The following is a 26,955-nucleotide window of genomic DNA, read 5'->3' on the forward strand; positions in this document are numbered from 1 at the left end:
TAATGAGAAGCGCAGCCCCCGGGCATCGTGCCCGAACGGATGGCACAAAGAAAGACGGAGCCGCCGGACACGCCGACGACTCCGCCCTGGATCACGCAGCAAGGATCAGAACTTGTACCGCAGACCGAACATGTAGCGCGGGCCGGTCTGGGTCGCGTACCGCACCATGTTCTCGTGACGGGCGTGGGTACGCATCGTCTCGTCGGTGAGGTTGATGCCTTCCAGGCTGAGGGTCAGCTGCGGCGTCACCTGGTAGCTGACGTTCATGTCGAACTGGCCGTAGGCTTCGGTGTAGTTCGGGTTGTTGCCCTGCCCGCCGACGCCGCTGAAGAACTCGTCGCGCCAGTTGTACGCCGCACGCACCTGCCACGGCCCCTTGTCGTAGAACGCCACCAGGTTGGCCGAATCGCTCAGGCCCGCCAGCGGATACTGGTCGCCCAGGTCGGTGTTGTCGAACGTCAGGCCCGAATCCACCTTGGTGTAGTTCGCCGCCAGGCCGAAGCCGCTCTCGCCGAACAGGTGCTGCACGTTGATCTCGAAGCCATCGAGCGTATCCGAGCGCTGGTTGGCCGGCACGGTGATGTTGAACCCGGCGATCGGATCGCCCGGCTGGCCGGTGATCGTGCCCGCCGCGACGTCGACGCCCGGATCGTTGGCATGGTTGGCGAAGATGTAGGTCCGGATGCAATCGCCGTCGGTCGGCAGGCAGCCGGCCGCCAGCGCGTTGTTCCAGTACGTGCCGCCCACCGGCGTATGCAGGGAGAACGGCTCCTCGCGCACCACGGTGTCGCTGATGAAGTTCTCGATGTCCTTGCGGAACCAGCCGACCGAGAAGTAGCTGCCCGAGCCGTAGTACCACTCGAACGACAAGTCGAAGTTGTCGGACAGCAGCGGCTCGAGCGCCGGATCGCCGCGACTGCCGTCGCCGCCGCTGATGCGCACCACGTTGGCCAGCTGCTGGCCGCCACGGATGGCGCCCCAGCCGGGACGGCCGATGGTCTGGCTGTAGCTGCCGCGCAGCACCATGCTCTCGCTGAGATCCAGCTTCAGGTCCAGGTTCGGCAGCAGGTAGTCGTACTTGCCCTCGCGACGGCCGAACGACTGCCCGTCCGCGTAGTTCACGTACAGTTCGTTCGCCGCCACCCAGCTGATGGTCTCGCCGACGCGCTCCAGCGCGGTGGAGACGACTTCGGTTTCCTCGTAGCGGACACCCAGCGCCAGGTGCAGCGGCATCGACCAGTCGAACATCGTGGTCCACTGCACATACGCGCTCTTCGACTTCTCGGTCGTGCGGATGTCGTCGGTGAACTGGGTCGGCATCTGGTAGCAGGTGGCGCAACCGGATTCGGTGATCGCGGCCTGGCGCAGGCGCTCGAAGTCGAACACCAGGAAGGCGTCGGTCCAGTTCGGATTGTTATGGTTGCCGAACGCGTCGAAGTATCGCGACATGTGGTCGGTGTACCAGATGCTGTCGTCGTAGTCGGCCGGCGTGCCCACGCCGCCCCACGTATCGCGCTGCATCACCGCCGAGGCCGAGCGGTTCTGCACGTCCATGGCGGACACGCCGAAGTCCAGGCCCGAGTACTCGCCGAACTCGAAGCGGCCCTTGGCCTGCATCTGCTCGACTTCGGACTTGTTGTAGCTGTTCTGGAACACCGAGCCGGTGACCAGGGCCTGCGAGGCCAGCACTTCGGTCTGGCCCGGCGGCAGCACGACGTTGACGATCGGGATCTCGCCCGAGTAGTCGACCGTGGTGGTCCCGCGCACGTAGGCGGCCACGCCCAGCACGCCGGCCGAGCCAAGCGGGCTGTCCGGCTTCGATTCTGACTGGGAGTTGTGGTAGTCGAACTCGAGGTTCAGATTGTCGCTGACTTCCCACTCCACGTTGAAGCCCAGCGAATCGCCCTGCGTCTTGGTGGCCAGCTGCATGCCGCCCATCGACAGGTCGGCGCCGGTCATGTCTTCGGAGTAGATGATCGGCGCCGCCACGGGACCGTCGGTCCACGAGCTGTCGCCCGGGCCGTAGTTGAACCACACCGACAACTCGCTGCGCTGCTGCTGCACCTTGTTCTCGATGTAGTTGTAGTCCAGCGTCGTGGTCACCCGATCGGTCGGCGCCCACTGCAGGGTCACCTGGCCGTTGGTGCGCTGGCGCTGCACGCCGTTGACGCTGTAGCCCGTGTTCTGCGGACGCGCGTACACGTCGTCCGGGCCGGGACGGTTCTCGATGCGGTCGTAGTAGGTCTCGCCGGGCAGCGGCAGGCGCTGCCAGCTGTTCGAGTTGTCGCCGTAGAACGTCAGCCAGCCATCGGCCACCGACGCCTGGTTGAAGCCGGAATCGCGCTCCTGGTAGCTGCCGCTGAGGGTGACGCCAAAACGACCATCGGCATAGGTCTGGCTGAAGATGCCGGACATTTCACCGGTGAAATCGCTGCCCTGCAGGGTATCGGGCAGGTTGCGGTTGGAACTGTCGTTGACCGCCTTCAGGCCGAACGTCGCCACCGGATCGGCTTCCAGCGGACGCGCCGTGCGCACGTCGATGGTGGCGCCGATGCCGCCGGTGGGATTGTCGGCGCGGCCGGTCTTGAAGACGCGCACTTCCGAAACCGATTCGCTGGCCAGGTTGGCGAAGTCGAACGAGCGCGAGGTGGAGTTGCCTGCGCCGCCGCTGCCGAGATTGGACGCCGGCATCTGGCGGCCGTTGAGCAGCACCAGGTTGTAGTCCGGACCCATGCCGCGCACGGTGACCTTGGAACCTTCGCCGCTGGACGTGCGATCGATCGACACGCCGCTGATGCGTTGCAGCGATTCGGCCAGATTGGTGTCGGGGAACTTGCCGATGTCCTCGGCGACGATGCCGTCGACCACACCCTGCGCGTCGCGCTTGAGGTTCATCGACGACTCGAGGCTGGCACGGATGCCCTTGACCACGACCGTGTCGAGCTCCGTGGGATCCACTTGGTTGGTGGTGGCGGGCGCGGCACTGGTGTCGCCCTGCGGCTCGGCTTGCTGTGCCCACGCGGGGCCGGCGAGCGCCAGCAACAACGCGGATGTCAGCACCCGCTTCCTTGGAACGGACTGCAACTGCTTCATGGACTTTCCCCTCTCCGGAAATTCACGAATGGTGGTGGTGTACGTGCGCGTGGCCCCTTCGCCCCGTGCATGGGGCCGCATTGGACGCGCGATTGACAGCGTTGTCAACTTTTCGTGATTCTGGGCCTCGCGATCACAAAACCCCTTGTTTTCAGCTATATCGAGCATGCTGCATCGCAGCTGAAATCGTTTTCTGCATTGCAGCCATGACACGACGCCGGACGAAATTTCCAGCCGAACCAGACCTGAGGTTTTCTATTGGTATGGAAGATGCCGCGCGCGACGGGCACGTGCGAACCGGCGCATGGCGCGCCAACGGAATCCGGCAGTGATGCCCTCAGCGCGTGGCGGGAGGCTGCGTCGACTCGCGGAACAGCACTTCGTGCTCCACCTGCACCATGCCGCCCGCTTCGGCCGCGCGGATGCGCGACAGCAACTGCAGCGTGGCCAGCTTGCCCATCTCGGAGGTGGGCTGGCGCACCGTGGTGAGCGCCGGATAGATATGGCGCGCGATCGGCGTGTCATCGAAGCCGCAGACCGAGATGTCGCGCGGCACCGCCAGCCCGCGCTCGCAGGCGGCGCGGATCACGCCGGCCGCCATGTCGTCGTTCGCCGCGAAGATCGCGGTGGGAGGCTGCGCGAGGTCGAGCAGCGCATCGCCGGCCTCGATGCCGGATTCGAACGAGAATGCGCCCTGCACCACCAGCGCGGGGTCGTATTCCAGTCCGGCCTTCTTCAGCGCATCGCGATAGCCCTTGTAGCGCCACTGGCAGGCGCCATGGGCGGGCGGGCCTTTGATGTGCGCGATGCGGCGGTGGCCCTGTGCGACCAGTCCGGCCATCAGTTCCAGTACGGCCGAGGTCTCGTCCATCATCACGCCGATCCGCCCATCGGTGCGCTTGGGCGCGATGCAGGCGAACGGCACCTCGTGCTGCTCCAGGAATTCCAGCACCGCCGGATCGTCGGTCAGCGGGGGGATCAGCACCACACCATCGGGAGCGAAGTGCTCGAACACCACCTTCAGGTCTTCGGCCTTGCGCTGCCTGGCCGAACCCACCGGCGCCAGCACCAGGTTGTAGTGATGGTCGCGGCAGGCATCCAGCATGCCGCTCTGGATCTCCATCAGGTAGTTGCGCGATGGATTGTTGTAGACCAGCGCGATGACATACGACCGCTGGCCGGCCAGGCTGCGTGCGGACAGGTTCGGCCGGTACTGGAGCTGCTCGACGGCGGCCATGACGCGCTGGCGCATCGCGTCGCGCACGTTCGGCTCGTCGTTGAGCACGCGCGATACGGTCTTCATCGAAACGCCGGCGGCGGCGGCCACATCCTCGATCCGACTACGCATATGACGGTTCCCGCTCCACTTCGCCCATCCCTTCCGGCAACGAGGCCGGATTCTGACAGCGCCGCGCGTCGCTGGATACTGCGCCGTCCGCGCGCGAGGCGGCGCCGCCGACGCATCCTTCATGCTGCATGGCAACAGACCGCGCGCCGCGCAGGACCGGCATCCGCACCGTGCCGCGCCTCACCGTCGCGCGCCTCGCCTCCGGTTGACAGCATGGTGTAGCAACTGTATGACAGCGCTGTCAACCATCCCGCTCCGACATCAGCCGCGCAACACGCGGGATACCATCCCGCGCCCACGAGGATCACGCCGATGCGCCACACGCCCCTGTTTGCCGCCGCCCTGCTGGGATTGTCGATGATGAGCGGCGCACCGTCCGCGCAATCGGCCGACACGTCCACCACCGTCACCATCTATACGACGGCGCAGGACAGCACGCAGCGGCTGGCTCGGACCGGCACCGCCACACTGCAGCCGGGCCACGCGCTGACCGAGGTGGAGAACTCGGTCTTCGTCGATCCGACCAGGAAATTCCAGGCACTGCTCGGCATCGGCGGCGCGATCACCGACTCCACCGCCGAGGTCTACGCCAGCCTCTCGCCGGAAAAGCGGGCCGAGTTCATGCGCGCGTACTACGACACCCAGGATGGCATCGGCTACTCGCTCGCGCGCACCACCATCCACAGCTCCGACTTCAGCCCCGCCAGCTACACCTATATCGAAGAAGGCGACAAGGCGCTGACCACCTTCTCCATCGACCACGACCGCAAGGCGCGTATCCCGATGCTCAGGCAGGCCATCGCCGCCGCCGGCGGTGCGCTGCCGCTGTATGCCAGCCCATGGAGTGCGCCCGCCTTCATGAAGACCAACCGGCACATGCTGCGCGGCGGCGCCTTGTTGCCGGAGTATCGCGATGCGTGGGCGAACTACTTCGTGAAGTTCATCCAGGCCTACGAGCAGGAAGGCATCCCGATCTGGGGCATCACCGTGCAGAACGAGCCGATGGCGAAGCAGACCTGGGAGTCGATGCTGTACACGGCCGAAGAGGAGCGCGACTTCCTGAAGCTGCACCTCGGCCCGACCCTGCATGCCGCCGGCTACGCCGACAAGAAGATCATCGTGTGGGACCACAACCGCGACATGATGCTGTACCGCGCGCAGGTGATCCTGGGCGATCCGGAAGCGGCGAAATATGCCTGGGGCCTGGGCTTCCACTGGTACGAGACCTGGGCCGGCTTCGACCCGATGTTCCGCAACGTGGCGGCGGTGACCGAGGCCTTCCCCGACAAGCCCGTGCTGCTGACCGAAGCGGCGGTGGAGAAGTTCGACCCTGCCCGCTACCAGCACTGGCCGAACGCGGAGCGCTACGGCACCTCGATGATCCACGACTTCAACAACGGCGCGGTCGGCTGGACCGACTGGAACATGTTGCTGGACCACACCGGCGGCCCCAACCACGTGGGCAACTTCTGTTTCGCGCCGCTGCACGCCGACACCCGCACGGGCGAGCTGATCTACACCCCCAGCTACTACTACATCGGCCACTTCTCGAAGTTCATCCGGCCCGAGGCGCGCCGCGTCAGCACCGCCACCAGCCGCAGCACGCTGCTGGCGACCGCCTTCGTCAACCCGGATGGCCGCCTGGCGACGGTGGTGATGAACGCGACCGACAAGGCGATCGACTACAACTTCTATGTCGGGCAGGCCTCTGCGGTGGTGACGATTCCCGCACGCGCCATCCAGACGCTGGTGCAGTAGGCATGCGCGGCGTACAGCGTGTCCTCCTGTCGCTGCTGGTCATGGCGACCGGCGCGGCACAGGCGAGCGAACCCTTTCCGTGGCCCGGCGGACGCAAGGCGGCAGTCAGCCTCGCGTACGACGATGCCATCCCCTCGCAGCTCGATCACGCCATCCCCGCCCTCGATCGCCACGGACTGAAAGGCAGCTTCTACCTGACGCTGGCCTCCGACACGCTGCGCACGCGCCAGCGGGAATGGATCGCCGCTGCGCGCAACGGCCACGAGCTCGGCAACCACACGCTGTTCCACCAGTGCTCGGCGTCGCAGCCCGACCGCGCCTGGGTCGAGCCGCACCGCGACCTCGACACCACCACGGTGGCGCAGATGGTCGACCAGGTACGGCTGGCGAACGCCATGCTGGCCGCGCTCGACGGCAGAAGCGAACGGACGATGACCGTGCCCTGCGGCGATACGCGGGCACGCGACGGCCATTACATCGACGCCGTCGTCGCGGACTTCGTCGCGATCAAGCGGGGACAAGGCGGCGTGATCGAGGACATGGCCCGGGTCGATCCCGCTGCGGTACCCGTCGATGTTCCCGTCGATGCCACGGGCGACCAGCTGATCGCACGCGTGGAGGAAGCGGCGCGACGCGGCACGATGGTCAGCTTCACCTTCCATGGGATCGGTGGCGATTACCTGGCCGTCTCGAACGAGGCGCACGACCAGCTGTTGCGCCACCTCGCCGCACACCCCGACATCTACTGGGTTGCGCCCTTCGTCGACATCATGCGGCACGTCAGGTCTCACCAACGCGCAACGCCAGCCTCGCGCCCCTGACGGGCGCGACGCGTCAGCCGCCGCCGGCCCAGTGCCAGCGCACGCCGACGGTGAAGGTGCGGTCGGCACCCGGTTCGTAGAAGCGGCCATTGCCTTCGTTGACGATGACCGAGCCGATGTGGACGCGGTCGAGCGCGTTGTCGATGCGGGCGAACCCCTGCAACCGGCCATGGCCTGCCAGCCAGGCGCGGGCCACTTCCAGGTTGAGCAGGCCGTAGCCGGGCGCACGTTCGCTGCCGGTGTCGTTCACGGTGACATCGCCCACGGCCAGCAGCTGCGCGGCGGCATGCCACTGTTCGCCCTGCCATCGCAGCCGTGCCGAGGCCTGCTGCCGTGCGACACCCGGGATGCGGGTGCCGGCGGCGACCTGCACCACGGGCGAGGTACAGCCGCTCGCCGTGCAGATAGGGAAGGCGTCGCGGAACGTCGCGTCCAGCCAGGTGTAGGCCAGCTGCAGCTGCCATGCGGCCTGCAGCGGCAGTTCGGCCTGGAGCTCCACGCCCTGCCGGCGTGCGGCGCCCACATTGCGGAAGCTGCTGCGACCGCCGACGTTGCGCGCGACCGCGAGTTCGTCGTCCGTGTCGGCGCGGAACACCGCGGTTTCGACGCGCAGTCCCTGTTCGCCACGCCACTTCATGCCCAGGTCGGCATTGCGGGTGGTCGCCGGCCTCAGGTCGAACGCCAGTCCGGCGCCGCCGTCGGCGCGGTAGCCGACCTCGTTGAACGTCGGCGTCTCGAAGCCGCCTCCGATCGACGCGTACAGGCGCAGCGCGTCGGAGGGAGAAAACACCAGGCCGGCCACCGGCGTGGTGCGCGCGTACACCACCCGGCCGCTGTCGTCGGGATTGGTGGCGGTGACGTAGGCATCGTTGGAGCGGAAGCGCACGCGACTGTGGCGGGCACCGACCAGCAGCGACCATCGCGGCGCGAAGCGCCACCATGCCTGCGCGTACTGGTCCGCATTTGCCACCTGGTTGCGCTCGTCCCGCCGCAGGTCGCCGCGTACGCCCAGCGCGGTGCCGACGAAGTTCTCGTAGCCACGCCGATGCTGGCGCTGGCGGTCGGCATTGGCGCCTGCGCTCAGCTCGAACGGGCGCCCGGCGAGATCACCGGTCCATGACCAGCGCAGGTCGGCACCGCCATAGTCGTTGTCCAGATCGATCACGCCGCCCGAGTTGAGCGGATTGGCCTGCGCCGCGATCGGCAGCGACAGGTACTGCTCCACCTCGCGGCGACCGCCGTAGGCCATCGCACGCAACCGGTGGCCGCCGGCGAACGGCCATTCGTAGACCGCGCCAAGCTGGTCCTGGCGAACGGATTTGCGAGTGTCGTACTGCGTGGCGACCGGCGACGCCTGGCGCGGGTCCTCCCAGGCCTGCGCGCGCGTCAGCCCCAGCGGATCCTGGGCGTCGGGCGCGTCGAAATGGTTGAGCAGCACGTCCAGCGTGCCGGCACCGGGCTGCAGGCGCAGCTTCGCGTTCAGCGATTCGCGCCGCGCCGCACTGTGGTCGCGGTACCCCTGCGTGTCCAGCACCGACGCCGCCACGTTGTAGCCGATCGCATCACCGGCACCCCGCAGGCGCGCGCCCAGCAGCCGGCTGTCGTGGCTGGCCACGCTGGCCTGCACGCGGGCTTCGTAGCCTTCCTCGGGGATCTCGCTCCACAGTTGGATCACACCGCCGGACGAATTGCCGTGCAGGGCCGAGAACGGGCCGCGCAGCACCTCCACGCGATCGGCGCCCAGCATGTTGAAGTGCGACACCTGGCCCTGCCCGTCCGGCATGGTCGCCGGCACGCCGTCGGCATACAGCCGCAATCCGCGCACACCGAAGGTCGAGCGCGCACCGAAGCCGCGGATCGACAACTGCGTGTCCTGCGCGAGGTTCTGCCGTTCGCGCGCGAGCAGGCCCGGGATGCCGTCCAGCACCTCCGACAGTGCCGCCTGTGGCCGGGCGCCGCCCTCACCCAGCGAGACCACATGGGTGGACGCGGGCGTATCGAAGGCGCTGACCGCTTCCAGGCGGGTGGCGGTGACGACGACGCGGTCCAGCGTTTCCGCGGATGCGGCCGACTGCGCGCGGGCAGGTATGACGAAGGACGATGCGAGCAGCGAACCCGCCAGCATCCCGTAGAGCGAAGACTTCACGTGCATGCATCGAGCCGAGGGAGGGCCCGATGGTACAGGGTGCACCGCCCGCGCGGCCGGGTCGGCCGCCAAGCAACGGCGTTCTACTTCGCCGGCTCGAAGAGCAGGTCCGGATAGTCGTAGCTGAAGTCCGCCAGCGGCGAGACCGCCTTCATCGTGATGCGGTCCACGCGGCCATCGGCATCGAGGGCGAAGGTCATGTAGGCGGGCTCGATGGCGGTGTCGTCCCAGTCCACGCGGAACGTGTCGTACTGCCAGTGGCGCAGCGTCCCGGCCATGTTCGGCGTCTGGCTGAAATCGACGCGCAGCGTACCGCCCTGTTCGGCGACACTGATCGGGCCGTACCAGGCGTCGCGGTAGGCGCCTGCGTAGCCGGTGACGGCAAGCGAGGGCCGTGATGCCGCGCGCGCGGCGGTGGACGCACTCTTCAGCGCGTCGAGTCCGCCAGCCAAGCGCGCCTGGTTCCACGTCGCGAACGCACCGACCCAATCGCGCGATTCCAGGCCGAGATAGTGGTCCAGCAGTTCGTAGCCGAGCCCGCGCATCACCTCCACGTCTTCGGCGTTGATCTGCAGCGCGATGCCCAGGTTGCGCTCGGGTACCAGCACCACGAAGGCGAGCACGCCGAAGACCGCACCGCCATGCTGCACGACCTTGACGCCACGGTAGTCCTGCACGTTCCAGCCATAGCCATAGCCGGAGAACTGCGGCGTGATGTCGGAGATCGGCGCCGGATAGCCGCGGATCGGGATGGTCACCTGCGGCGTCCACATCGCGCGGGCCGACGCTTCGCTGTAGAGCCGCCCCTTGCCGTCCGGCAGCGCGCCCAGCGCCAGCTGCACCTGCAGCCAGCGGGCGAAATCGTTCGCGCTCCACGACAGTCCCCCCGCAGGCGCGCCGACTTGTCCCAGGCCTTCGCGTTCGGGCAGCACCTGTTGCGCACCGAGTCCGCGCAGGCGCGGATCCAGGCGCGCATGCGGCTGCGCCCGATTGGGGTTGGCGAAGCGGTCCTTCTCGTCGCTGACTGCGGTCGTCATGCCGAGCGGCTGGAAGATGCGCGTGCGCACGAAGTCTTCCCACGGCTGTCCGCTGGCCTGCGTGACCAATTCGCCGGCGACGATGTAGAGGATGTTGTCGTAGGCGTAGCCGCTGCGGAAGCTGGTCGCGGGTTTGATGTGCCGCAGCGCGCGTACGATGTCGGCGCGGCTGCGCGAGGTGCGCGGAATGAACAACAGGTCGCCGGCGCCCAGTCCAAGTCCGCTGCGGTGGAGCAGCAGATCGCCGACGGTCATCTCGCGCGTGACCCAGGCGTCGTACATGCGGAAGTCGGGCAGATGGTCGATGACCTTGTCGTCCCACGCCAGCTTGCCGTCGTCGATCAGCATGGCCAGCGCCGCCGCGGTGACCGCCTTGCCGGTCGAACCGGTAGGAAAGATCGTGTCCGCGTCGACCGGCTCGGTGCCACCCAGCCGGCGCACGCCATAGCCCTTGGCATGCACGATCTGCCCATCCTTGACGATGGAGATGGCCATGCCGGGCACATCGCGCGACCTCATCGCCTGCTCGACCCGCGCGTCGAAGCCGGCCGGCAGCTGCGCCTGCGCTTTCGCGTGCATTGCCATGCCCGGCAGCGTGGCCATCGCGGCCGTCATCAGCAGCTTCAGAAACAGGCTCATGGGCGATCTCCGGATAGGATGGGCGCAGTCGAAGCGCCGGATGCGGGGCGATGCCGCAGTCGCCAGACGCCGACCGTCAGCAGCGGCACGATGTAGACCACGAGGAACAGGTACGCCAGGCCGCGGTATCCCTGCGCGATCAGGTCCACCAGGCCGACGCGGTCGGCAATGAAGATCGAGCCGACCAGCAGCACGGCGGCCACCGCCAGGCGCGCAGCACGGCCCATGCCGGCGCCACCGCGCGCGCGCCAGGCATGCGCGATGCGCTCGTTGCAGGCGTGGATCACCGCCGTGCCGCTCTCCAGCAGCGCACTGAAGATCATCAGCTGGAACAGCAGGTGGAATACCGGCAGCTGCAACTGGCGCAGGATGAAGTCCGAGGGCAGCGCTTCGTCGCCGATCCGCGGATACCAGGCCAGCATGCAGAGGAAGAACAGCAGGCCCGGCAGCATCGCCAGCGGCCCCGACAGCACGCCGGCCACCACGGCATCGCGCCGGCTCAGGAAGTGCCGCACCAACGGCAGCACGATCACCGCACCGACGATGTTGTAGCCCGCATACGTCAGCCCGCCCTGCAGCCAGCCGGTGGTCGGATGCGGGATGGCCAGCGTGGCCATCGCCGGCTCGCCGAACCTGGCCAGCACCAGCACCACGAACAGCGCGTAGGTGCCGTACAGCAGGATCGACACCCACTTGAACAGGGCCTCGACCGTTTCATTGCCGAAGGCGACGAAGCCCCCGATCGCCACCATCAGCAGCAACGTGCCGGCCAGCGTGGGCCAGCCCAGCATCGCTGCGAAGATCTCGCCCGCGGCCGCGCCGAACACGGCCAGGATGAGCACCATGAAGACCAGGTAGGCCAGCTCGAACAGGAACGCGAACCGGCCCAGCAGCATGACGAAGAAGCGCCGGTAGTCGAAGCTGCGTGTCGCATGGGCGACGGCGAAGGTCAGCGCGCAGATCGCGCTCCAGCACACCATCGCCACCAGGATCGCCAGCAGGCCGCCCTGCGGACCGCTGGGGATGAAGTATTCGGCCAGTTCGCGACCGGTGGCGTATCCGCCGCCGATCACCGCGGCCTTGAAGGCCAGTCCCGGCAGGATCCAGCGCTGGAAGCGCGTGGCCGCCATCGCCTCAGCCGGCCTGCCGGGCGAGGCAGGCGGCTACCAGCGCGGTGAACGTGTCGCCTCCCCGCACCGGATCGGCGACCGGCATGCCGAGCCGGTCGGCCAGCGCGTCGATCGCCTCGCGTGCGGCCTCCGCGTCCAGCATGCCGGTGTTGAGGCTGACGCCGCCGCAGCGGATCGCCGGATTGGTGCGCGCGCCGAGACGCAGTGCCAGCTCGATGGTCTCCTCGATGGACGGCAGCAGGTACTGCGGATAACCGAGCACACGCTCGCGGCCATGTTCGTGGCAGACGACGATCACGTCCGGCTGGCTGCCGTGCAGCAGCGCCAGCGACACGCCCGCGTACGCCGGATGCGACAGCGATCCCTGGCCTTCGATCACGTCCCAGTGCGACGGGTGCGCATCCGGCGACAGCATTTCGGCCGCGCCTGCGGCGAAGTCGGCCACCACGGCATCCATCGGAATGCCTGCACCCGCGATCAGGATGCCGGTCTGGCCGGTGGCGCGGAAATCCGCGTCGATGCCGCGCGCCCGGAACGAGCGCGCCAGCGCCAGCGCCGTGTACTTCTTGCCGAGCGCGCAATCGGTGCCGATGGTCAGCAGCCGGTGCCCGCTGCGCTTGGCCCCGGTGGCCACCGGGATCTCCGCCGGCGGCTCGCGCACGTCGATCAGACGTCGACCCAAGGCGCGCGCGGCATTGCGCAGCGGCTCGATGCCGGACAGGCGCATGTGCATGCCGCCGATCAGGTCCAGCCCCGCTTCCAGTGCCTGCACCAGCAACGGAGTCCATGCCGGCGGAATGCGGCCGCCGGGATTGGCCACGCCGATCACCATGGCACGCGCACCGGCCTGGCGCGCCTGTACCGGCGTGAGGAACGGCAGGCCGGCGCTGACCGCTGCCGTATCGCAGGCGAATTCACCGACACAGCGTTCGCGCGCCCAGTCGCGCAGGCCGAACGCGGTCTTGGCGTAGCCGGGCTCGACGGTGTCGCCGAGGAACAGCAGGTACGGTTGCGGAAGCGCGTCGACGTCGGACGACGCCGGAAGAGCGGTCTGCATGTGCGGGGTCCGGATCGCGGGGAGAGCGGACGCCATCCGCGGCAGGCGGATGGCGCGCGGTCAGAAGCGGACGTCGAGTTCCAGCCCGAAGGTCCGCGGCTGGATGGGCACGCCGGTCACATGCGACCTCGTGCCCGACAGCGCGCCGTCCATCGGCGCCAGGGTCGACCACGCCTGTTCGCCGGTGACGTTGTTGGCATACAGGCGCAGCTCCCAGTTGTTCCTGCCGATGCCGGCGTACAGGTCCAGCGCGTGGTAGCTGTCCAGTTCCAGCGGCACCGTGATGTCGTCCGGCGCCAGCAGCGTGTCCGGATCGCCCGGCGCGGTGACACGCTGCCGCTCGGTGGTGTCGTTGACACGGTCGTCGACCCAGCGCAGCGCACCGCCCACCTGCCCGTCGAGGCCGCCCACGGAGAAGGCGTACTCGGCCGTCGCGGTCCACGATTGCTTCGGCGTGTAGGGCATGCGGTCGCCGGCGAGGCCCGTCCACAGGATCACGTCGAACGCACCCTGCGGAATCACCGTCGGCTCGAAATCGTTCTTGATGCTCGCATCGGTGTACGCGCCATTGAGACCGAGGGTCAGTGCATCGGTGATGCGGAACTGCGAGGACAGTTCCAGGCCCTCGCTGGTGGCCTTGCCGCCGTTGACCAGGCCGCCGACGCCGTTGAACGACGACGCCACCTGGATGTCTTCCCAGTCGATCCGGAACGCGGACACGTCGAGGGTCACGCGACGGTCGGCGAACTGCGACTTCATGCCGATCTCGTAGCTGTCGAGCATGGAGGAATCCACCTGCGGCGGCACGCCCGCCAGCGCGACGTTCGGACCACCCGGCTGGTAGCCGGTAGCCACGCGTGCATACAGCATGACGTTCTCGGACAGCTTGAACTGCGGGCTCAGGCTCCAGGTGAACACGTCCTCGCTGGAGTCGCCGGGCGATTCGCCGATGGGCGCCAGGATGCCGGTCGGCACGTTCTGGCTGAACCACTGGTCGTTGCGCGCCTGGCGCAGGCCGGCGTCGATCTTGAAGCGCTCGCCGAACCGCCACGAACCGTTGGCGAACAGCGCGTATTCCTTGTACGTGCTGGGCAGGTTGATGATCGCCAGCGTGCCGAACATCTCGTCGAGCGGCGCCGGCAGCGCCGTGCCATCGCGCTGGCCCAGCCAGGCGAACTGGCTCTGCAGCGCGTCTTCCTTGGTGTAGAACGCGCCGACCATCCACTCGAAGGTGCCGCCGCCCTTGGATTGCAGGCGGAATTCCTGCGTGACCTTGTCCAGGTCGAAGCTGTAGCGCACGAACGAACTGCCCGGCTCCGGCAATCCCAGCAGCAGGTCGGCCACTTCGCCGAACTGCACGGTCGAGTCGATCTGGTCGACGGTGTCGGTCTGCGACCAGCCGGTCGCCGAAATGAAGTTGGCCCAGCCCAGGTCCCAGTCCAGGCTCAGCGATGCCAGCGTCAGGTCCTTGGAGAACGGCCGCGGCTGCCAGGCCAGGTCGTCGTCCTCGCCGAACAACGGATCCAGCGTGTCGCCGTCCAGCGCCACGCCGGCACGGTCGTCGCTGCGGATGCGCTGGTGCAGCACCGACAGGCCCAGGTCGAACGCCTCGCCATCCCACGACAGCGCCGTGCGCGCACCGATCTGCTCGCCCTTGTTGATGTCCTCGCGGCCGTCCACCGCGTTGTCGGTGAAGCCGGCGATGCCGTTGCGCGCGAAGCTCATGCGCAGGCCCAGGCGGTCCTCCTTCAGCGGCAGGCTGGCGCCGAAGCGGGCATTCCATGCGTGGCCGCCGTCCTGCACGGCGCGCAGGCCGAGGCCGACGCGCGCCTCTTCGCCGAACATGTCCGGCGCACGCGTGACGTACTTCAGCAGGCCGCCGACGGCACCGGCACCGTACAGCGTGCCCTGCGGGCCGCGCAACACTTCGACGCGGCTGATGTCGTACGGCAGCAGGTCGAGCATCAGCGTGCTCGCGCCCTGGTAGATGCCGCTGGAGCCGACCGGCACGTCGTCGATGTAGGTGGACACCGTCGCACCCGAGGACAGCGCGGCGATGCCGCGCAGCGACACGCGGGTCAGGCCCGGGCTGCCATCGTTCTGCACCTGCAGTCCGGGGATGTAGGCGGCGTAGTCGGAGAGCGACACCGCGCCGATGTTCTCCAACTGCCGCTCGCCGATCACGCTGATCGAGGCGGCGACATCGCGGATGTTCTCCACGCGCTTGTTGGCGGTCACCACCACCGTGTCGAGATTGGTGGCGGACGCGTCGTCGGCCGGCTCGGCCTGCTGCGCCAGCGCGGGTGCGGCGCAACAGGCCAGTGCGCCTGCGATCGCCAGTGAGAGTTGCTTGCGGTACCACGGCCGTGCGGACTGGGACTGGTTCATGCCTGCGCTCCCGGGCGATGTTGGGAAGGAGGGATGGGGCGCCGGCATCGACCCGGCGCGCGAGGACTATCCTGATTGGCGATAATGATCCCAATCAGAGAATTGTCAACACATTTGGAAAATCCGCGACCGCGCCCTAGTCCGCCGCCGGCACCCAGCCCGGCCCACGCACCACGCGGCCCGGTGTGGCGCCGGTGTGTTCGCCCGCGCGCAGCACCTGCACGCCATTGACGAACACCTCGCTGACCCCGCTGGCGTACTGCTGCGGCCGCTCGTAGGTGGCGTGGTCGGCGATGGTGGCGGGGTCGAAGACGACGATGTCGGCATGGCAGCCGACGCGCAGGCAGCCGCGGTCCTTGAGTTTCCAGTTGGCCGCCGGCAATCCGGTCAGGCGGTGGATGCCCTCTTCCAGCGGCATCAGCCTGCGGTCGCGCACGTAGTGACCGAGGAAGCGCGCCACGTTGCCGTAGGCGCGCGGATGCGTACTGGATTTCAGGAACACGCCCTCCGGCGCCGACGACTCGGCATCCGAGCCCAGGCTGACCCAGGGCTGCTTCAGGCCGAGCTCGATGTTCTCTTCGCTCATCAGGAAGTAGGCGGTGCCGATGCGGTGGTTGTCCTCGATGATCAGATCGATGGCGGTGTCTTCCGGCGAGGTGCCGCGTTCGCGCGCGATGGCCGCCAGCGTCCTGCCACCCAGCGGCTTCAGCGCCTCGCTCTTGAATTCGATCAGCAGCAGCCGCTCGTCCGAGCCGGCGAGCAGGCGCAGGTTCTCCCACGGGGCATTGGGATCGCGCATCTCGGCGATCACGCGCGCACGCGTGGCGGGATCCTTGAGGCGCTGGATCATCGCGTCATGGCCGCCGGCCTGCACCCACGGCGGCAGGCTGGCGGTCAGGCCGGTGGCCCCGGCGGTGTAGACGTACATGTCGGCGCTGACCTGCAGACCGTCGGCGCGCGCCGCGGCGATCCGGTCGATCGCCTGCTGCATCTTCGGCCAGTTCTTCTCGCCGGCGGCTTTCAGGTGGTAAGCCTCGGCGCGCTGGCCGGTGGCGCGTGCGATCGAGATGGTTTCATCGATGGCCTCGAGGAAGCGATCGGCCTCGCTGCGCATGTGCGACACGTAGCCGCCGCCGGATTCGGCCGCCGCCTGCGCCAGCGCGATCAGTTCCGGCGTCTCGGCGAATGCCGCCGGTGGATAGATCAGCGAACTGCCCACGCCCAGCGCGCCTTCGCGCATCGCCTGCCGCACCACGTCCTGCATGCGCGCAAGTTGTTCCGGTGTGGGGTCGACATCGTCTTCGCCCAATTCGTGGATGCGCACGGTGGTCGCACCGATGAAGGAGGCGACGTTCGGCGTGATTCCGCGCTGCTGCAGGTGCTCCAGGTAGCCGCCGAGCGTGGTCCAGGGAATGTCGTAGCGGATATCGCCCTGCTGCTTCAGCGCATCGGCCTTCATGCGCGGATTCACCGGTCCCATCGACCAGCCTTCGCCGAAGATCTCCAGCGTCACGCCCTGCTTGGTATCGCTGACGCCGCGGCCGTCGGCGATCAGCGATTCGGTGGCCCAGCTCAGCACGTTGATGAAGCCCGGCGACACGGCCTTGCCCTTCGCATCGAGCACCTGCGCTGCGTCGGCGGACTGCCCGGTAGGCAGCAACGCCACGATGCGGTCGCCGCGCACGGCCACGTCGACGCGCTGCGGCGCGCCGCCGCTGCCGTCGTACACCACGCCGTTGCGGATCAGCAGGTCGTAGCGCTCGACAGGTGCCGCCATCGCCGGCCCGCATGCGGACAGTGCGAGGAACAGCAGGGCGGGCTTGAGTCGCGGCATGGGCGGATCTCCGTCGGGTCAGTGCAGTGAGCGGATCGGGCGGTCCAGCCGCCACAGCAGGAACGCGGCGACCACGGCCAGGCCCGCGAGCAGCAGGAAGAAACCGGCATGGCCGGTCTTCGACCACAGCGTGCCGACCAGGCCAGCCAGCAGGCTGCCGCTGAACACTGCCAGGAACCAGGACGCGACCGTCGTCGCGCCCAGCCGCGGCGGCGCCAGTTTCGCGAACAGCCCCAGGCCGGTCGGCAGGATGTACAGCTCGCCCAGCGTGAGCACGACGAAGAACGCCACCAGCCATCCCCAGCCGATGCGTGCCTCGCCCGCCGATGCGGTCAGCGCCGCCAGCAGCACATAGGCGGCCGCCACGATCAGGGCGCCGATCGCCATCTTCAGCGCCGGCGATGTGTCGTGCCCGGCGTCGGCGCGCCGCCGCCAGTGCAGCAGCAGCAACGGCGTCATGCTGATCACCAGCAGCGGATTGAGCGACTGGAACCAAGTCATCGGAATGGTGAAACCGGCGACCACCCGATCCACGCCGGTGTCGATCAGCAACGGCAGCGTATTGCCGACCTGCTCGTAGGCGCCGCGGAAGATCGTCGCCGCAATGCCGACACCGAGCAGCAGCCACCACACCCGGTGCGCGTGCCCGCCACCCGCCCGCACCTGCGCGTCCGCGACGGGTGCAAGCAACACGCGCGAGGGTTCCGGCGGCAGATAGTGCCGGCCGAACACGTAGATCATCAGCCCCAGGAACATGCCGATGCCCGCCGCACCGAAGCCGTAGTGCCAGCCATACAGTTCGCCCAGCGTGCCGCACACCAGCGGCGCGAGGAAGCCGCCGATGTTCAGGCCCACGTAGTAGACGTTGTAGGCACGGCCGCGACGCGGATCGTCGGCGGCGTAGAGGTCGTTGATCTGGCTGGGCAGGCTGGGCAGGAACAGGCCGTTGCCCAGCGCGATGGTGGCCAGCGCCAGGTAGAACATCGGCTCGAACGCCATCACGAAGTGGCCGAACGCCATGATCGTGCCGCCGAGGATCACCGCATTGCGCTTGCCCAGCCAGCGGTCCGCGATCACGCCACCGATGATGGGCGTGAAGTACGCCAGCGCGGTGTAGGTGCCATAGATGAAGGACGCCTTCTCCTGCGCGAACAGCAGTTGCTTGGTCATGTAGTAGACCAGCAGCGTGCGCATGCCGTAGTAGGAGAACAGCTCCCACATGTTGGTGAGGAACAGGATGGTCAGCCCGCGTGGCTGGCCGAACCAGGTCTTGTCCGACATGCCGGCGGTAGCGCTCATGCGGCGACCCGCGGCCCCCAGACCTCGTCACCACAGCGGATATGGCCGTCCCCGTACTGCACCGAGGGCGTCCGGTCCTGTTTCAGGAAGATCGGACCATCGAGATCGACCACGTCGCAGAACTGCCCCAGCACGAACGCCGGCGCCGCCGCCAGACTGGTGCCGCACATGTTGCCCACCATCACCTGCTTGCCGAGTTCGCGCGCGCGGCGCGCCATCATCAGCCCTTCAGTCAGGCCGCCGCACTTGTCCAGCTTGATGTTGATGACATCGAAGCGGTGATGGCGCGCTTCCAGTTCGGCCAGGTCGAGGACGCTTTCGTCGGCGGCGAACGGCAGCACGCGCTCGATGCCGTCCAGTTCGTCCTCGCGACCGCGCACGCAGGGTTGTTCCAGCAGCGACACGCGCGCCTGCACCAGCGCGGGCAGCAGGTCCGGCAATGTCGCGCCGCCATAGCCCTGGTTGGCGTCGACGCCGATCCAGGCCTCCGCACAGCGCGCCCGCACCGCCTGCACGCGCGCAGCGTCCAGCGCCGCATCGCCGGTGAGTTTCAGCTTCAAGGCGCGCGCCTGCATCGGGCCCTGCACGTAGGCGGCGGCGCGATCGGCCATCACGCCGGGATCGTCGGCACCGACGGTGAACGTGGTCAGCAGCGGCCGCACACCGTCGAGCCCGGCCAGCTGCCACACCGGCGTGCCGGTCCGCTGCGCCTCCAGTTCCCACAGCGCGGCATCGAGCGCATTGCGGGCGCCGCCGGGCGGCAACAGGTCGCGCAGCGATGCGCGATCGAGGCCGGCTTCGATACGCGGACGCAATGCTTCCAGCGTGACGATCATCGTGTCCGGATGATCGTCGTGGTAGTAGACGCCGGCCGCTTCCCCGCGACCGGTGAGATCGCCGTCGCGCAGCGTGACCACCGTGGCCGGCATGGCCTCGAACACGTGCCCGGCGATGCGGAACGGCGCCGACATCGGCAGGGGTTCGTTGTGCAGTTCCAGTCGAAGGGACACGCCAGCCTCGTGCAGGCAGAAGGACACGGGAGCGGCCGGCGACGGATGCCGCCGGCCGCCGGGGATCAGTAGTTCGCGCCGAAGCCGATGACGTGGTGGGCGATGCCGATCCACAGCAGGAACAGGCAGGCCAGCGCCAGCAGCAGGGCCCACAGCTTGGCCAGCCACGTGCGGCGCCCGCGCAGCACATGCCACGCGTTCCAGACCGCGATGGCGGCGCCCAGCGGCAACGCCACGGTGGCGAACAGGCGCATCGCGATGATCAGGCCGTCGGTGTCCGGGCTGGTCATCTCCAGCTTGCTCAGCATGCCGACCACCAGCCCCAGCGCTGCCGACGTCGCCAGCAGCGACAGCAACGCGCCGATCCGCACCAGCCGGTGCGCGCGCGCATCGATCCCGCTCAGCGCGTAACGCACGCCGTAGTAGCGGCGCACCAGCGCCGACACCGGCCATGCGATGACGGTCAGCAGCAGGACAGCCAGGCTGGCGATGAGCAACGGCATCGACAGCGCGCGCCAGGCCGACAGCCGCTCGAACACCATGATCGGCGCGTACGGCTCCATGCTGAAACGGGTGACCTTGCCGTCGACGACATCGGCGGCCAGGCGGTCGGTGCTGGTGGTGTCCTGCCACAGGTAAGGCGCGATCTCGCGCCACTTCTTCGGCACGCCGGCCGGTCCCATCGCGGCGGTCACGCTGACGGTGCCGTCCTCGTTGGCGACGACCTTGATCGGCCCCAGCAGGTTGGCCAGCGAGACGAAATTGCTGTCGGGACGGCGGCTGCTGGTGTACGTGCCGGCGAGCTGTCCCGCGTGCAGCGCGGCATCCTCCTTCGACACGCCCGCCGCCTTCGCCGGCGTACCGGGCAGGTAACGGTCGGCGAAGCCACGCGACAGCGCATAGCGGATGTGCCCGGTGGCGCCATCGCGGCCCGAGCTGTTCATCGACACAAACACACCGATGCCGTCATCGAGGAACAGCTGCAGGTCGCTGTGGAACCACTGGGTGTCGCCGCCGTGCGAAATGGCGCGATGCCCGTTCACCGAGGTCTCGTAGAAGCCGAGCATCATGCGGTTCAGCGGGCCGACCGAGGCCTGCCCGGTGCCGTGCATCTTCTGCGCGGTGGGGGCATCCAGGATGCGCGCGTCGCCGAAGGCACCGTCCTGCAGGTGGGCGATCATGAACTTCGCCATGTCGGTGCCGGTGGCGGCCAGGCTGCCGGCCGGCGCCAGGCTGATGAACTCGTACTCCTTGGCTTCGCCGTCCGACGCCTTCGCATAGCCCTTCGACATGCCGGCGAGCAGCGCCGGCGGCAGCGGCTGGCGGAAGCTGGAGCGGGTCATGCCCAGCGGCTTGAAGATGTGCGCGTCGAGGTAGTCGTCGAAGGACTGGCCCGAGACGCGTTCGACGATGTAACCGGCCAGCGCGGTGGCGTAGTTCGAGTACGCGGGCGTCGCGCCGGGTACATGGATGCGTTCCGGCGTCCAGTGCTTCAGCGCATCGCCGAGCGGCGTGATCTCGTCCTGCTGCGCGGTGATCAGCCCGCGGATCTGCTCCTCCATGCCGGTGGTATGCGTCATCACCTGGCGCAGCGTCACCGGCTTGCCATCGCGTTCGGGCAGCTTGAAGTCGAGGTACTGGTTGACGTCGGCGTCCAGGTCCAGCTTGCCCTGCCCGACCAGCTGCATCACCGCCGTCCAGGTGAACAGCTTGGACACCGAGCCGGGACGGAACAGGGTGGCGTCGGGATCGACAGGCGTGCGCGTGGCCAGGTCGGCATAGCCATAGCCCTTCTGCACCAGCACCTGGCCGTCCTTCACCACCACCACGACCGCGCCGGCGATATCGCCGTTGGCCAGCGCATACGGCATGAAGCCGTCGAGCCAGGCGCCGACGTCGTCGCGGGTGAGTGCCGGCGTGCCGGCGGGCGCGGCAGGCGCGTCGCTCGCGGCAGGCACTGCGGCGGCGGGCGACGGCGACGTTGCGGGAACCGGCGCGGGCGGCACGGCAGCCGGCGACACGGCGGCGTCCTGCGCCAGCAGCGGCACGGCCACCAGCGCGGTCAACACGGCGCCGCACAGGATCTGGTGAATCGAACGCATCGAGTGATCTCCCGACTGAGGCGATGGAACGGATGGCCGGCGACGCCTGCGGCATGGCTGGCGGATATATCCTGATTCGGCGATAATGATCCCAATCAGAGAATTGTCAACCCGTGCCGAAAGTCGGGGGCGGGCGGTCGTTGAGCCCGCTGCTCTTTCCACTGACCATGGCGGAAGGCGATCATGCCGCCATGCTGGATACGCCAGCAGAAGTGCATGGGTCCCAGGAGATCCCGCAAGGATGACGTCACAACACCCCACCATCGGCGGACTGCTGCGCTCGCTGCGCGCACGCAAGGGATGGACGCTCAAGCAGATGAGCGAGCATGCCGGCATCCCGCTTTCGACCCTGTCCAAGGTCGAACACGACCGCCTGACGCTGACCTACGACAAGCTGCTGCAGCTGGCGCAGCGGCTGCAGCTGCGCATGTCCGAGCTGTTCGCCGAAGACGTGGAGACCGTGGAGCCGCCGGTGACCGCGCGCCGCAGCATCGGCCGCATCGAGGACGCGATCCGCGTCACCACGCCCAACTACGATTACTACTACCTGTGCCCCGAGTTGCGGCGCAAGCGCATGATCCCGGTACTGACCCGCGTGCGCGCCAAGACCATCGAGGAGTTCGGCGCGCTGGTCCACCACTCCGGCGAGGAATACATCCACGTCCTGGAGGGCAGGATGGAAGTGCACACGGAGTTCTACGACCCGATCGTGCTGGAGACCGGCCAGTCGGTCTACATCGACTCCAACATGGGCCATGCCTACATCGCCGCCGAAGGCTGCGACGAGGTGCTGCTGCTCGGCGTGTGCTCGAGCTCGGACGAGCAGCTGATGGAGTCGCTGATGACGCTGCACGGCGAAGAAAGCCTCGCCCAGCAGGGCAAGGCGCAGCGGCTCCGTCCACCGGCCGCGACGCCCGCGAAAACTCCGCGGAAGAAAGCGGCGCCTAAGCCGAAGGCCTGACGTTCGATGGCATTGCATGGTGCCTGCGTGCCGATGGCGCCGCGCTTGCCACCTCATCCACTCAGGACATCAGCGTTTCCTGCGCCCATTCGATGAACGCCCGCAGCCGCGGCGAGGGCAAGCGCGTCTTCGGGTAGACGATGGACACTGGGCTGGGTAGCGGCGGATACGAATCGAGCAACGGAACCAGCCGGCCGTCGCTGAAGTAGCTGTCGAGCCGGTAACGCGGCGCCTGGAGGATGCCGAACCCGGCGAAGGCAGCGCCGACGTAGGAATCGGCACCGCTCACGCGCACGCGGGTCGGCAGCGTGACCAGTTCCACTTTCCCGTCGCGCTGGAATTCCAGTGGCAGCAGGCCTCCCAGCGACGACGACTTGAAGCCGACCATGACATGGCCACTGGCCTGCAACGATTCGATGGTGTCCGGCGTGCCATGGCGTGCACAGTAGGCCGGCGATGCGGCGGTGGCCTCCGGCAGCGCGGTCAGGCGGCGGGCGATGAGGTCGCTGTCGCGCAGCTCTCCCACGCGCACGGCGCAGTCCACGCCCTCGCGCACCAGGTCGACATAGCGGTCGCCTTCGCCGATATCGAGCTCGATCTCGGGATAGCGTTCGAGAAAGGCCGGCAAGCGGGGGAACAGCAGGTGGCGCGCGAGCGTGCCGTGCACCTCGATGCGCAGCGGACCACGCGGACGCACATCGCGGAAAGCGCTCTCGGCATCCTCGACATCGGCGATCAGGCGCAGGCAGCGCCCGTAGAAGGCCTCGCCTTCCAGCGTGGGCGTGACCGTGCGGGTCGTGCGCTGCAACAGGCGCACGCCAAGCCGGGCCTCCAGCGCCTTGATCGCGTCGGTGACGGTGGCCCGCGGCAGTCCCAGGTCGTCCGCGGCACGGGTGAAGCTGCGCCGCTCCACGATCCGCGCGAACACCCTCATGGCATCGAAGCGATCCATTAGCCGGATATCCGAATTGTGATATCGGATTATGCAGGATTATCCGGCCAATGAATGCCAATAAGGTGGCCACACGCCCATTCCGGCGTGCAATGGAGCCTCCCATGAACCTGTCATCCAGGCCGGTCGCCATCGTCACCGGCGGTGCCCGCGGCATCGGCGCGGCGATGTCCACGCGTCTGGCCGCCGACGGTCATGCCGTGATCATCAACTATGCGGCGCGTCGTGAAGACGCGGATCGGCTGGCCGAGCGCATCCGTGCGACCGGCGGCGACGCGATCGCCGTGCAGGCCGATGTCAGCGATCCCGCCGCCATGCGCACGCTGTTCGATGCCGCCGAGGCGCGCCACGGCGCCATCGATGTGCTGGTGAACAATGCCGGCGTCCTCGATCTCGATCCCATCGCCGACTACAGCGACGACCGCTTCGATCGCATCGTCGCCATCAACCTGAAGGGCAGCTTCAACGGCATGCGCGAGGCGGCCCGACGCCTGCGCGACGGCGGCCGCATCATCAATGTCTCGTCCAGCGTGCTGCCGCTGCGGCTGGAGACGTACGCGCCCTACGCCGCGACCAAGGCCGCGGTGGAAGCGATGACCACGGTGCTCTCGCGCGAACTGCGCGGGCGCTCGATCACGGTCAACGCGATCGCGCCCGGCCCGACGGCCACCGACCTGTTCCTCGACGGCAAATCGCCCGAGCTGATCGAACGGATGGCGAAGATGAATCCACTCGAACGTCTCGGCACCCCGGACGACATCGCGGCGGTCGTGTCCTTCCTCGCCGGCCCGGAAGGCGGCTGGATCAACGGACAGGTCGTCCGCGCGAACGGCGGCATGGCCTGAGCACCCGCCTCCCGTACCGATGGATGCGCACATCGCCGAGGTAACGCCCCCCTCTTCTTCCAGATCCGACTCCCACCCCGCCTGGAGTACCCCATGAGCATCACCACGACGTCCAGCAACACCTATCTCCTGGCGACCCTGGTCGCCGCGGCAACCGCCGCGGGTGCCAGCGCCATCAGCCTCTCGCTGGCCCTGCCCGTGTGGGCGATGTTCATCGGCTGGATCGCGTTCTATATGCGCGGCCTCAGCCTGCGCTCGACCATCGAGAATCTCGCCTGCGTGGGTACGGGGTTGTTGCTCGGCCTGGTGGCCACACTCACCCTGCAAGCGCTGTCAGGCACCACGGGGCCCGCTTGGGCGCTGCCGCTGGTCGTCTTCGTCGTGGCCATCGTGGTGGTGTCGCTGCGCGGATTGCCGGTGATGAGCAACCTGCTCGCCTATTTCCTCGGCCTGGTGGCGTGGTTCGCCGCGCATCTGGAGCCTTCGTTCGAGAGCGTAGGCAAGCTGTTCGGCGCCGGCGCGCTGGGCAGCACCGCCGGCTGGATCTCGCACACCGTATCGACGCGCCTGTCGCGTGCAGCCACAAGCCACGCACATTGAGCCGATAGCGCTTCGCCATGACGAAACCGAAACACCCCGAGGAGACATCGTGATGAAAACCCGACACTACGCTGCACTCGCCCTGCTGGCCGTCGCCCTGCTGGTCAACGGCACGCCACCGGTACACGCGCACGATGCCACCACCGAGCGCAATCGCCAGTTCATCACCCAGGCCTTCGCGCAGTGGAGTACGGGTGGAAAGAGCTTCTTCGACGACGTGCTGGCGCCGGACATGGTGTGGACGATCAAGGGCACCAGCCCGGTGGCGGGCCGCTACGAAGGACGCGAGGTCTTCATGGCGAAGGCGGTCACACCCTTCGCCGCACGCCTGTCGTCGCCCGTGCGGCCGACGGTCAGGCACGTCTGGGCCGATGACGACCACGTGGTCGTGCATTGGGATGGCGAAGCTACCGCCATCGATGGGCAGCCGTACCGGAACAGTTACGTATGGATCTTCCGGATGGAGAACCTGCGTGCCGTCGAGGTGACTGCATACCTCGACCTCGTGCCCTATGACGATGTCATCCGGCGGATTCCGCTGGATTGAGCCTGGCAGCGGAAGCACGGCGTCGCGCCCGCGCAGCGTGCGCTGGCGCGATGCCGTGTGGCAGCAGCGGTTGCACGACCGTTGTTCAAAAGGTTCCAAGCACCACGCAACCTCGGCGTGCCGTACTCGCAGTCGTGGGTCGGGCATCACCCACGCCGATCGGCATGTGCATCGCGTGAACTTTCCCTCTGGGCTCACGCAGCCTTAAACGCTTCTTAAAGTCCGCGCCGCACAGTGCATCACCTGCTGATCGTACGCAGGCCTCTCCCCCATCGTTTCCCTGCGAGGTACCGACCGTGGCCGACCGGCTTGTATCCGATGTGCTTGCGCATCCCGTTTCTTCCTCGTCCGCTGGCAATGCGATGCATCGCAGGCGCAGCCACTGGACGGCGATGCTCGCCATGGCCGGCGCGTTGTTGCTCTCCGCCTGCACGGCCAGCGGCACGGTCGCGCAGCCGGCGCCCAGGCCGGACTGGAGCGCGGCCGACATGCCGTCCCAAGCGGGACGCATCTTCGTGGTGACGGGCGGCACCAGCGGCATCGGGCTTGAAAGCGCCAGGGCACTGGCCGCCGCCGGTGCAGAGGTCATCATTGCCGCACGCAATCCGCAGCGCGGCGAGGAAGCGATCGCCGGCATCCGCCAGCAATCACCCGGTGCCAACGTGCGCTTCGAAGCGCTCGACCTCGGCGACCTGGCCTCGGTGCATGCGCTGGGAAACCGTCTCGCTGCGTCGCTGCCGCGCCTGGACGGTCTGATCAACAACGCCGGGGTCATGGAACCGCCCCAGCGCGACATCACGCCGGACGGGTTCGAGTCGCAGTTCGCGATCAACTACCTGGGTCACTTCGCGCTGACGGCCGACCTGCTGCCGCTGCTGCGCAAGTCCGACGCGCCCCGTGTCGTCACCCTGTCCAGCATCGCGGCACGACGCGGCGCGCTCCACTTCGACGACCTGCAGTTCGAGCGCGAATGGGATACGGCGGCAGCCTACCGGCAATCGAAACTGGCGTGCCTGATGTTCGCGCGTGAGCTGCAGCGGCGCAGCGATGCGCAGGGCTGGGGCATCACCAGTATCGCGAGCCATCCCGGCCTGTCGCGCACCAACCTGCTGCCGTCGCAGGGACGCAGCACGCCGCTGTGGCGCTTCTTCCAGACAGCGGAAAGAGGTGCCGTGCCGACGCTGTACGCCGCCACGGCGCAGGATGCGCAAGGCGGACGTTACTACGGGCCGACCGGCCTGCTGGAAGCACGCGGCGCGCTGGGTCATGCCCGTGTGCCCGACGCCGCCACCGATGCAGAGGCCGCCGCACGCCTGTGGGATGTCAGCGAGACGCTGAGCGGCGTGCACTATCCGTCGGGCACGGCCGAATGACGTCCACGGACCGCA

General features: G+C 68.0%; 19 protein-coding genes. 7 read left to right on the top strand and 12 right to left on the bottom strand.

Going from position 1 to position 26,955, the window contains the following annotated elements:
* Positions 1–105 precede the first annotated feature (105 nt).
* Both ASD77_RS03655 and ASD77_RS03660 read right to left on the bottom strand, forming a co-directional pair.
* Complete coding sequence (locus ASD77_RS03655) at positions 106–3,093, bottom strand: TonB-dependent receptor (RefSeq protein WP_055937440.1); 2,988 nt, start codon at positions 3,091–3,093, stop codon at positions 106–108.
* Between the two features lie 337 nt (positions 3,094–3,430).
* Positions 3,431–4,441, bottom strand: coding sequence for a LacI family DNA-binding transcriptional regulator (locus ASD77_RS03660; protein ID WP_055937443.1), 1,011 nt, complete (start codon positions 4,439–4,441; stop codon positions 3,431–3,433).
* Positions 4,442–4,798: 357 nt separating this feature from the next.
* On the opposite strand from ASD77_RS03660, the gene ASD77_RS03665 reads away from it, so the two are divergent.
* Together ASD77_RS03665 and ASD77_RS03670 are read left to right on the top strand one after the other, a co-directional pair.
* Positions 4,799–6,199 carry a glycoside hydrolase family 30 protein gene (locus ASD77_RS03665; RefSeq protein WP_235578509.1) on the top strand — a complete coding sequence of 467 codons (1,401 nt, stop codon included), beginning with the start codon at positions 4,799–4,801 and terminating at the stop codon, positions 6,197–6,199.
* Between the two features lie 2 nt (positions 6,200–6,201).
* Positions 6,202–7,020: a polysaccharide deacetylase family protein gene (locus ASD77_RS03670; protein ID WP_055937447.1), complete on the top strand. Its 819-nt coding sequence runs from the start codon at positions 6,202–6,204 to the stop codon at positions 7,018–7,020.
* Between the two features lie 13 nt (positions 7,021–7,033).
* Here ASD77_RS03670 and ASD77_RS03675 read toward each other — a convergent pair whose 3' ends face one another.
* From ASD77_RS03675 to ASD77_RS03715, 9 genes are all read right to left on the bottom strand, one after another.
* Positions 7,034–9,172: a TonB-dependent receptor gene (locus ASD77_RS03675; RefSeq protein WP_162247580.1), complete on the bottom strand. Its 2,139-nt coding sequence runs from the start codon at positions 9,170–9,172 to the stop codon at positions 7,034–7,036.
* A gap of 77 nt (positions 9,173–9,249) precedes the next feature.
* Positions 9,250–10,842: a serine hydrolase gene (locus ASD77_RS03680; RefSeq protein WP_200947353.1), complete on the bottom strand. Its 1,593-nt coding sequence runs from the start codon at positions 10,840–10,842 to the stop codon at positions 9,250–9,252.
* Positions 10,839–11,972 (bottom strand): hypothetical protein, encoded by a 1,134-nt coding sequence (locus ASD77_RS03685; RefSeq protein WP_055937455.1) that lies wholly within the window; start codon positions 11,970–11,972, stop codon positions 10,839–10,841. The genes ASD77_RS03680 and ASD77_RS03685 overlap by 4 nt, the downstream gene beginning before the upstream one ends.
* Positions 11,973–11,976: 4 nt before the next feature.
* Positions 11,977–13,029: a DUF1611 domain-containing protein gene (locus tag ASD77_RS03690; RefSeq protein ID WP_055937458.1), complete on the bottom strand. Its 1,053-nt coding sequence runs from the start codon at positions 13,027–13,029 to the stop codon at positions 11,977–11,979.
* A 60-nt stretch (positions 13,030–13,089) separates the two neighbouring features.
* Positions 13,090–15,417, bottom strand: coding sequence for a TonB-dependent receptor (locus ASD77_RS03695; RefSeq protein ID WP_055937462.1), 2,328 nt, complete (start codon positions 15,415–15,417; stop codon positions 13,090–13,092).
* A 136-nt stretch (positions 15,418–15,553) separates the two neighbouring features.
* Complete coding sequence (locus tag ASD77_RS03700; protein WP_055937465.1) at positions 15,554–17,251, bottom strand: amidohydrolase family protein; 1,698 nt, start codon at positions 17,249–17,251, stop codon at positions 15,554–15,556.
* An 18-nt stretch (positions 17,252–17,269) separates the two neighbouring features.
* Positions 17,270–18,550, bottom strand: a complete 1,281-nt coding sequence (locus tag ASD77_RS03705) for a peptide MFS transporter (protein WP_055937468.1) — start codon at positions 18,548–18,550, stop codon at positions 17,270–17,272.
* The gene (locus ASD77_RS03710; RefSeq protein WP_235578468.1) at positions 18,547–19,560 is read right to left on the bottom strand and encodes a dipeptide epimerase; all 1,014 of its coding nucleotides are present in this window, start codon (positions 19,558–19,560) and stop codon (positions 18,547–18,549) included. The genes ASD77_RS03705 and ASD77_RS03710 overlap by 4 nt, the downstream gene beginning before the upstream one ends.
* Positions 19,561–19,625: 65 nt before the next feature.
* Positions 19,626–21,662 (bottom strand): serine hydrolase domain-containing protein, encoded by a 2,037-nt coding sequence (locus ASD77_RS03715; protein WP_055937472.1) that lies wholly within the window; start codon positions 21,660–21,662, stop codon positions 19,626–19,628.
* Between the two features lie 241 nt (positions 21,663–21,903).
* Between ASD77_RS03715 and ASD77_RS03720 the strand changes: the two genes are divergently transcribed.
* Entirely contained in the window at positions 21,904–22,623 is a 720-nt protein-coding gene (locus ASD77_RS03720; protein WP_055937475.1) for an XRE family transcriptional regulator, read from the top strand.
* Between the two features lie 61 nt (positions 22,624–22,684).
* Here the strand turns inward: ASD77_RS03720 and ASD77_RS03725 are convergent, their stop codons facing one another.
* A complete protein-coding gene (locus tag ASD77_RS03725; protein WP_055937478.1) occupies positions 22,685–23,575 on the bottom strand; it encodes a LysR family transcriptional regulator in 891 nt (296 codons plus the stop codon).
* Between the two features lie 104 nt (positions 23,576–23,679).
* Here ASD77_RS03725 and ASD77_RS03730 point away from each other — a divergent pair, with 104 nt between their 5' ends.
* The 4 genes from ASD77_RS03730 to ASD77_RS03745 all read left to right on the top strand — a co-directional run bounded on the left by ASD77_RS03730 (position 23,680) and on the right by ASD77_RS03745 (position 26,940).
* Positions 23,680–24,420 (top strand): SDR family oxidoreductase, encoded by a 741-nt coding sequence (locus ASD77_RS03730; RefSeq protein ID WP_055937483.1) that lies wholly within the window; start codon positions 23,680–23,682, stop codon positions 24,418–24,420.
* A 93-nt stretch (positions 24,421–24,513) separates the two neighbouring features.
* Positions 24,514–25,020: a DUF1097 domain-containing protein gene (locus ASD77_RS03735; RefSeq protein ID WP_055937487.1), complete on the top strand. Its 507-nt coding sequence runs from the start codon at positions 24,514–24,516 to the stop codon at positions 25,018–25,020.
* Positions 25,021–25,072: 52 nt separating this feature from the next.
* Positions 25,073–25,567: a nuclear transport factor 2 family protein gene (locus tag ASD77_RS03740; RefSeq protein ID WP_055937490.1), complete on the top strand. Its 495-nt coding sequence runs from the start codon at positions 25,073–25,075 to the stop codon at positions 25,565–25,567.
* Between the two features lie 362 nt (positions 25,568–25,929).
* Complete coding sequence (locus tag ASD77_RS03745) at positions 25,930–26,940, top strand: SDR family oxidoreductase (RefSeq protein WP_055937493.1); 1,011 nt, start codon at positions 25,930–25,932, stop codon at positions 26,938–26,940.
* The last annotated feature ends 15 nt before the right edge of the window (positions 26,941–26,955 follow it).

Origin of the sequence: Pseudoxanthomonas sp. Root65, from assembly GCF_001427635.1 — a bacterium.
In the GTDB taxonomy this organism is placed as follows: Bacteria; Pseudomonadota; Gammaproteobacteria; order Xanthomonadales; family Xanthomonadaceae; genus Pseudoxanthomonas_A.

Bases quoted from the DNA above. Each gene is read 5' to 3' on its own strand.
- ASD77_RS03675 (WP_162247580.1), bottom strand. From the start codon at position 9,172: ATGCACGTGAAGTCTTCGCTCTACGGGATGCTGGCGGGTTCGCTGCTC.
- ASD77_RS03695 (WP_055937462.1), bottom strand. From the start codon at position 15,417: ATGAACCAGTCCCAGTCCGCACGGCCGTGGTACCGCAAGCAACTCTCA.
- ASD77_RS03685 (WP_055937455.1), bottom strand. From the start codon at position 11,972: ATGGCGGCCACGCGCTTCCAGCGCTGGATCCTGCCGGGACTGGCCTTC.
- ASD77_RS03725 (WP_055937478.1), bottom strand. From the start codon at position 23,575: ATGGATCGCTTCGATGCCATGAGGGTGTTCGCGCGGATCGTGGAGCGG.
- ASD77_RS03705 (WP_055937468.1), bottom strand. From the start codon at position 18,550: ATGAGCGCTACCGCCGGCATGTCGGACAAGACCTGGTTCGGCCAGCCA.
- ASD77_RS03700 (WP_055937465.1), bottom strand. From the start codon at position 17,251: ATGCCGCGACTCAAGCCCGCCCTGCTGTTCCTCGCACTGTCCGCATGC.
- ASD77_RS03740 (WP_055937490.1), top strand. From the start codon at position 25,073: ATGAAAACCCGACACTACGCTGCACTCGCCCTGCTGGCCGTCGCCCTG.
- ASD77_RS03680 (WP_200947353.1), bottom strand. From the start codon at position 10,842: ATGAGCCTGTTTCTGAAGCTGCTGATGACGGCCGCGATGGCCACGCTG.
- ASD77_RS03655 (WP_055937440.1), bottom strand. From the start codon at position 3,093: ATGAAGCAGTTGCAGTCCGTTCCAAGGAAGCGGGTGCTGACATCCGCG.
- ASD77_RS03720 (WP_055937475.1), top strand. From the start codon at position 21,904: ATGACGTCACAACACCCCACCATCGGCGGACTGCTGCGCTCGCTGCGC.
- ASD77_RS03735 (WP_055937487.1), top strand. From the start codon at position 24,514: ATGAGCATCACCACGACGTCCAGCAACACCTATCTCCTGGCGACCCTG.
- ASD77_RS03715 (WP_055937472.1), bottom strand. From the start codon at position 21,662: ATGCGTTCGATTCACCAGATCCTGTGCGGCGCCGTGTTGACCGCGCTG.
- ASD77_RS03690 (WP_055937458.1), bottom strand. From the start codon at position 13,029: ATGCAGACCGCTCTTCCGGCGTCGTCCGACGTCGACGCGCTTCCGCAA.
- ASD77_RS03730 (WP_055937483.1), top strand. From the start codon at position 23,680: ATGAACCTGTCATCCAGGCCGGTCGCCATCGTCACCGGCGGTGCCCGC.
- ASD77_RS03745 (WP_055937493.1), top strand. From the start codon at position 25,930: ATGCATCGCAGGCGCAGCCACTGGACGGCGATGCTCGCCATGGCCGGC.
- ASD77_RS03660 (WP_055937443.1), bottom strand. From the start codon at position 4,441: ATGCGTAGTCGGATCGAGGATGTGGCCGCCGCCGCCGGCGTTTCGATG.
- ASD77_RS03665 (WP_235578509.1), top strand. From the start codon at position 4,799: ATGATGAGCGGCGCACCGTCCGCGCAATCGGCCGACACGTCCACCACC.
- ASD77_RS03670 (WP_055937447.1), top strand. From the start codon at position 6,202: ATGCGCGGCGTACAGCGTGTCCTCCTGTCGCTGCTGGTCATGGCGACC.